Genomic DNA, 6138 nt, shown 5'->3' on the forward strand with positions numbered 1-6138 from the left:
CGATGACCCCGAGGGCGACGACCACGAAGACCCTAGGCGAGCGGGGCGACCGATGGGGATTGCACCGCGTCCGTCGCGGGGCCTGACACGTACAGCGTGGTGTGGAAGTAGCCGTCGCTCTCTTTGCCGCGCGGATCCTCACCGGCCGCGATGACCGCGGTGACCGCGTACTGCTGCTCCTGCGGGCTGGTGAAGCGTCGCTGTGGGAAGGTGCGCTCGGAGAATTTCTCAGTGGTGAGGCCGTACGTTTTCAGACAGTCGGCAATGGGCTGGTAGGAGCCGGTGCGCAGTACGAACGCAGCGACCCGCACGGGGCCGTGAACGTTCTCCAGCAGGGGCCGGAAGGTGCGTGGCGACAGAAAGCTGGCTCCGCCGGTGATGGTGATCAGGCAGGTATGCCGTACCGCCTGACGCAGAGCCTGGCCTGCCGGTGCGGTCTCCAGGTTCTCGGCAAACCCGTCGTCCAACAGGCCCACCGCACGAGCGTAGGAGACGGCACGGGGGGCGGCGTCGAGCCCGACGATGCGAACCGTGTCCGAGCGCCGATGAGCCGCGTAGAACGCCCTGTCCCAATCGATCAACTCGGCGGTGGTCAGCGTGTCGGCGTGCGGGGACGTGTAGTGGGTGTACAGGTCGTTCCAGGTGAGGTGATGGTTGAGCAGAGCGGCGTTGATGCCGTACGAGCAGCAGATGTCCAGCACCGTGGCCGGGCCTGCCGCGTCTCTCGAGGATCCGTTTGTGCTGAGCATGCGCCGGAACACGCCCTGCGCATGGTGAGGGGTCTGGTACTCCCAAGGCCCCAGCGCACGGAAGTACGCGCGTGGGTCCGGCTGGTTGTAGGTGTCGTCGAACGGGGTCCTGCCCCCGGCGGCGGAGACGTCTTCACCTGGGGAGCCGCCGACCGCAAGCGGTGCTGAGTCCCTCGGCTGCACAGGGGGCATCACATGTTCCTTACTCTCGGTCGGAACCCGTGTTCGTGAACCAGTCAACGCCCAACGCCGCTTGCGGGGAACAGGGCGGGCACGAAACCGGCCAGGTTCCGTCCGAGAGATCCGCGCCACCGCGGCGGGCAGCAACTGTCCCCGCCGCCTGCCGCGTCTTCGACGGCCGGGCCCGGCCCCTTCCTCGTGCAATAGCCCCGGAACACTTCAGCACTCCGATACGCGGGCGTGGTGACGCCTGCACCGGACTTGTTCCAGCGCCAGCAGCGTCTCCTTCTGCACGGGTGCGGCTACGACGGTGGTGGCGCGGAAGACGCCCTCCGCGGTGGTCAGCAGACGCCAGGCGTCGCCGGTGGGAGGTCCGTCGGGGGTGATCAGAGCCGCTTCAGCAGCAGCCCGTCGTGTTCGGAGACTGCCTTGATGGGGAACGGTTCACCGGCCCGCACGACCGCGGGCACCTCGATGCCGAAGGAGACCCCGAGGGCTGGTACGGGCGTACGTCGAGAGCGTCGAACCGGTCGCGCAGCCGGCCGTGCAGGAGCTCGCCCTTGGCCAGGGCCGTGTGGCCGCAGGGGTACCAGTCCGTATGCGCAGTGTCCGGCCACTCGGGAGGGGTGGCCGGCATGCACCACACGGTCCCGTCTCCCTGCCAGCAGCCGTCGCTCTTGAACCGGTCACGACAACGGGGCTCGCCGCGGGACAGGCTCAGCGAGACGTCGGTGGGCATTCCGCGGCCGCCGGCCGCGAACACCCGGTAGGCCGGCCCGGCGCCGGCAGCGCGGTCGGCGGCGGCGTTCTTGCGGACGTGCGCGTCGAGCGTGCTCCGGAAGGCGAAGGCGCGGCGGACCATCTCGGTGTCCAGGCCGGGGGCGCCGACGGTGTCCAGGCGGGTGCCGTCGGGGTGACCGGTCACGCACTGGTAGGTGGGCAGGAGTTCGTGGACGGACGGCATGCTGCGGGCGGCGCGCAGCAGTCTTTCGCGCAGCCGTCCGGCCAGGTTCAGCGCCTTGCGGCGGAAAAGGGTGCCGGTCAGTGCCTGGACCGCACCGGCGTACGGGGTGCCGATGGTCACCATCGAGCGGGCGCTCTCCCGGCTGCCGAGGACCTTCAGGTAGTAGCGGGCTACCAGGTTGCCCATGGAGTGGCAGACGAACACCGCCTTGGGCTCCTCGACTGCGCCCGCGCCCCTTGGCTCCTCGCGCCATCGGCCCAGCTCGCGTTCGGTGAACTCCGCCAGCCGCTGTGCGGAGTCCTGGTTGGACAGCCACCAGTCGTAGGGGAAGGTGGGCGTTGCCCGTTGATCGTGGACACCCTGATCATTGGATCGTGAGGATCCATAGGACTGGAGTTCCCGTTGGGGATGTCGAAGTACTCGCCTGAGTTCCGGGCCGATGCTGTCGCGCTGCATCACGCCGCCCCGGGTGGGACGTACGCGTCGGTGGCCGAGGACGTGGGCATCAGCCGCGAGACGCTGCGGGTCTGGGTACGCGATGCCGGGCAGGCCGCCCGGCCCGGGGCGGCGGAGGCCACTGCGATGGAGAAGGAGAACCGGCAGCTGCGAGCGCGGGTGAAGGCACTTGAGCTCGAGCGGGAGATCCTGCGGAGGGCCGCGAAGTATTCTGCGGGCGAGACCAGCCGGTGAGCAGCCGCTTGCAGTTCGTCGACGATCACCGTGGCGCCTTCGGCGTCAAGCGGCTGTGCTGGATGCTGCAGGTCTCGCGTTCGGGCTTCTACCGGTGGCTGGACGGCGCTCACGCGCACGGTGAGCGGGCCCGGGCGGAAGCCGAACTCGCGGAGCGGATCGCCGAGATCCACACCGAGTCCGACGGCGCTTACGGCGCCGTGCGTCACCGCCTGACTGCGGGATGCCAGGGTGTGGGTGAACCACAAGTGCGTTGCCCGCCTCATGCGCGCCTGGGTCACCGCCGGCTTCCACCTGCGCAAGAAGGTCCGCACCACGGTCCCCGAGCCGTCAGTGGTGCCGGTGCCGGACCTGTTGCGGTGCGACTTCAGCGTCCGCTGACGGCAGTCGCGTACAGCGGCCAACGAGACCACGTGGCCTTCGAAATCGCCGAGAACCCGATCCGCTGGGCGCTGGTCGAGTTGAGCTGGTCGGGACAACCGGAGCCCGGCATCGGTCCCCACTGGCAGTTCTTCGCCTCGCCCGAGACCGCAGCAGCCGGACTCCGGGAACACATGGAATAGCTCGACGACCCGTCGCGGGCAGCTGTTTCGGGAGACCTTCGACAGGGCCGGTCTGCCCCGAAGCAGATCCAGGTCCTGATCCTGCGCAATACGGCGCTGGAGGACGACGCATGCTGGCTCCATGCCCAGCTCGCCGATCACCAGACGGCGTCGTGCGCCCATTGCGCTCGTAGAAGTACGAGCAGGCAGCAACGCCGACTTCGATCAGGCCGCCGGGGCCAAACCATCTGCGGCGTGACGACGAGACCACAAGGTCCGACAGTCGGCGGCGGCTCTGTCCCTGCCCAGATAAAGGTCGTAGTCCAGGTGGTCCCGGTAGGTCATCGCCAAAGCCCGGCGGATCAACGAGGTACTGGTCGATTGCCGTCGTCCGTGTCAGCAGGTGTATCGGCAGGGCTGTTCGGAGCCAGGGAGCGGATGCGGGGTATCGGCGAGGGCAGTAGCCAGAGCAGTGACAGGGTTCCACCGACAGCGGCGATGAGGAGGGTCGCCCTCAGGCCGATGAGGGTGGCGAGCAGCCCTCCGACGATGGCGCCGACTGGGCGTGTGCCGTAATTGATCGTGCTGTACGCGCCGGCCACGCGACTGCGCATGCCGTCGGGAATCACAGCGGCCTGGAGAGAGTTGAGGTTGACGTCGAACAGCATGACACCGAAGCCAGACAGGAATTCGGCTGCGGCCAAGGCTGTGGCACCGAGCCAGAGCGGGCCACTTGCGGCGGCGGCAATGGCGATCGGCGCCGGGAACAGCACCGCGCCCACGACGATACTGCGCCCCACGCCGAACCGTCGCGAGATCTTCGGGGCGAACACCGCGCCAAGGAGGGAACCACTCGCGCCGATCCCGAACGCGATGCCGATCGCCCCCGCCGACAACCCGAGGCTCCGGTTGGCAAACAGCACGATCAGCCCGCTGCCCGCGACAAAGGTGAAGAAGTTGACGGTCGCTGCGCACCCGAGAGCCGCCCGCAGCACTGGGTGACGGACGACGAACGCCATTCCCTCTCGGGCACGTTGCAACAGCGAGGGCGCCGCTTCATTGCCGGAGGCGGCAGGCGGCTCGTCTACCGAAACCCGACCGACCAGCACCGCCGACACCAGGAAGGTCAGGGCATCCACGACGACGGTGACGGGTGCGGTCAGCGCCTGGACCAGAACGCCACCGATGGCCGGGCCGGCGACATACGATGCCGACCGGCTGGCGCTGAGCTTGCTGTTCGCCTCGACGTAGGACGCGCGCGGCACGAGGCGCACGAAGAACGGCGGATAGGCGGTGTTGAACAGCACCCCGGCTGTGCCCATCAGCAGCGCCACTGCGTACAACTGTCCGAGGGTCACCGCCCCTAACAGGTAGGCCACCGGGACACTGAGCAGTACTGCGGCGCGCACCAGGTCGGCAAGGATCATCAGGCGGCGTTTGTGGGATCGGTGGTCGACCCATGCCCCCAGAAAGATTGCGAGCAGGTTCGGGGTCCAGATCAGTGCGGTCAGCCACGCCACCTGGTTGGCCGAAGCGTTCAGGGCGCTGATGGCGATCAGGGGCAGGGCCAGTTCGGTGATCCGGTCACCGAACTGTGAGACCGACTGACCGGCCCAGAAGCGGCGGAACCGTCGATCCCGCCACAGGGATATCGCAGCGGTCCGGTCTGGGCTGTTCACGGCGTCTGACCGGTCTGCTCCTCGGCACCTTCCGGCAGGACGTAGCGCATCAGCCGGACACCACGGCCGTCCGTAGGACGCTCGGCCGGGTCACGAGTCACGTACGGCGCGAGCATGCGCTCGATCCCGTCCTCGATGGCGGCGAGTTCCTCAGCCGAAACGACGACGCGGGTGTTGGCCAGCCCGGCCAGCCTGCGCCACGCCGGATCGAGTTCGGGCTCGACCTCGGCAGCCCATTGGCTCGGGAGGTCTGCATAACGCAGGAACATCTGCTGCGACAGCACCCGCGCGGCTGACCGGCCTTCTTCATCGGCTGGGCCCTGCGGTGCCTCGAATCGGAAGCCGCGTGCCACGGCCTCCCACCGTCGCTGGCGCCGGTCCGGGCCTGGCTCACTGTCGCGGACCAGTCCAAAGCTCGCCAAGTGGCGCAGATGCCAACTGGTCACCGACGGCGTCGCTCCCACGTCGGGCGCGAGTTGCGTCGCGGTCGCCGGCCCATGCCGCTGGAGGTGGTCAAGGATCGCCAGCCGAACCGGATGTGCCAAGGCCCGCATGGCTTGGGGGTCGGTGATCTCGATATCGCCCAGGCGATTATTGGAGGCCATAATGTGAGAGTCTCCTCTCGCAATTCGTGAGAGTCGACTCTCACGTCTGTGGCGGGCGACGGTCTTGGTCGGTAGCTTCTCGTCAGCAGCCTCGGTGCAGCGCTCGGAACGGCGACGGCTCGGTTCGCCATACTCGGCCGGCAGCGGCTCGGCTAAGAACCCATGGTGAATCATCTGATCCCGGGCCGCGGCAGCGTAGAGATCAGAGAACTGGCCAGAATGCGGTTCGGAGTCGTCTCAAGTAGACGATGATGCAGGCGAGTTGGAGCAGGCTGAGATGGAGGTCGGTGCGTATCTCGTAACGGGTCCGGAGTCGTTTGAACTGGTGGGGCCAGGCGAAGGTGCGCTCGACGACCCAGCGGGTCTTGCCCGGGCCGGAGCCGTGTGCGGGGCAGGAGCGCCGCGAACTGGTTCCACAAGGGCGCGAGCAGGCAAGATGGCAGGACGGGCACGAGCCCTCCGGTGATCACTGAGCGTAGAGACCTCCATGATCACCTCAGGCTCGTGCCTGCCTTGCGCCCGGGGCGGCGATCAGCGGCCTACACGCCTCTACTGCCGGGCTGCCTGAGCTTGTCCTACCTTTCAAGCGGGTCGGATCTGATCATTCGTAGGATCGGGGAAGCCCAGGGGTTCTGGGTATGGCTGTGAGCTTGTCGCCGCTTGATGGCTCAAAGAACTTGGCCGCCCGGAGCCCCGCGACGACTCGACCGCTAATTGGGATACGCGACT

Annotated in this window: 7 protein-coding genes and 1 pseudogene; 3 read left to right on the forward strand and 5 right to left on the reverse strand. The window is 67.9% G+C overall.

The window, feature by feature from the left end:
• Positions 1-32: 32 nt before the first annotated feature.
• Both ACZ68L_RS31555 and ACZ68L_RS31560 read right to left on the reverse strand, forming a co-directional pair.
• A complete protein-coding gene (locus ACZ68L_RS31555; RefSeq protein WP_469583602.1) occupies positions 33-941 on the reverse strand; it encodes a hypothetical protein in 909 nt (302 codons plus the stop codon).
• A gap of 385 nt (positions 942-1326) precedes the next feature.
• Entirely contained in the window at positions 1327-2349 is a 1023-nt protein-coding gene (locus ACZ68L_RS31560) for an esterase/lipase family protein (RefSeq protein WP_469583608.1), read from the reverse strand.
• On the opposite strand from ACZ68L_RS31560, the gene ACZ68L_RS31565 reads away from it, so the two are divergent.
• The 3 genes from ACZ68L_RS31565 to ACZ68L_RS31575 all read left to right on the forward strand — a co-directional run bounded on the left by ACZ68L_RS31565 (position 2302) and on the right by ACZ68L_RS31575 (position 3146).
• Positions 2302-2583 (forward strand): transposase, encoded by a 282-nt coding sequence (locus ACZ68L_RS31565; protein WP_469583613.1) that lies wholly within the window; start codon positions 2302-2304, stop codon positions 2581-2583. The two genes, ACZ68L_RS31560 and ACZ68L_RS31565, sit on opposite strands and share 48 nt — an antisense overlap.
• Before the next feature lie 237 nt (positions 2584-2820).
• Positions 2821-2964: a hypothetical protein gene (locus ACZ68L_RS31570; protein ID WP_469583616.1), complete on the forward strand. Its 144-nt coding sequence runs from the start codon at positions 2821-2823 to the stop codon at positions 2962-2964.
• A 32-nt stretch (positions 2965-2996) separates the two neighbouring features.
• On the forward strand, positions 2997-3146 hold the full coding sequence (locus tag ACZ68L_RS31575; RefSeq protein WP_469583618.1) for a hypothetical protein: 150 nt from the start codon (positions 2997-2999) through the stop codon (positions 3144-3146).
• A gap of 341 nt (positions 3147-3487) precedes the next feature.
• On the opposite strand, the gene ACZ68L_RS31580 is transcribed toward ACZ68L_RS31575, so the two are convergent.
• From ACZ68L_RS31580 to ACZ68L_RS31590, 3 genes and pseudogenes are all read right to left on the reverse strand, one after another.
• Positions 3488-4804, reverse strand: coding sequence for an MFS transporter (locus ACZ68L_RS31580; protein WP_469583623.1), 1317 nt, complete (start codon positions 4802-4804; stop codon positions 3488-3490).
• Positions 4801-5409 carry an ArsR/SmtB family transcription factor gene (locus tag ACZ68L_RS31585; protein ID WP_469583626.1) on the reverse strand — a complete coding sequence of 203 codons (609 nt, stop codon included), beginning with the start codon at positions 5407-5409 and terminating at the stop codon, positions 4801-4803. Before ACZ68L_RS31585 ends, ACZ68L_RS31580 begins: the two co-directional genes overlap by 4 nt.
• 202 nt (positions 5410-5611) lie before the next feature.
• A pseudogene (locus ACZ68L_RS31590) lies at positions 5612-5797 on the reverse strand (transposase); the annotation flags it as partial.
• Positions 5798-6138 lie beyond the last annotated feature (341 nt).

It is taken from the genome of Streptomyces sp. NPDC104309, assembly GCF_055584025.1.

Bases quoted from the DNA above. Each gene is read 5' to 3' on its own strand.
- ACZ68L_RS31555 (WP_469583602.1), bottom strand. From the start codon at position 941: ATGCCCCCTGTGCAGCCGAGGGACTCAGCACCGCTTGCGGTCGGCGGC.
- ACZ68L_RS31565 (WP_469583613.1), top strand. From the start codon at position 2,302: ATGTCGAAGTACTCGCCTGAGTTCCGGGCCGATGCTGTCGCGCTGCAT.
- ACZ68L_RS31585 (WP_469583626.1), bottom strand. From the start codon at position 5,409: ATGGCCTCCAATAATCGCCTGGGCGATATCGAGATCACCGACCCCCAA.
- ACZ68L_RS31560 (WP_469583608.1), bottom strand. From the start codon at position 2,349: ATGCAGCGCGACAGCATCGGCCCGGAACTCAGGCGAGTACTTCGACAT.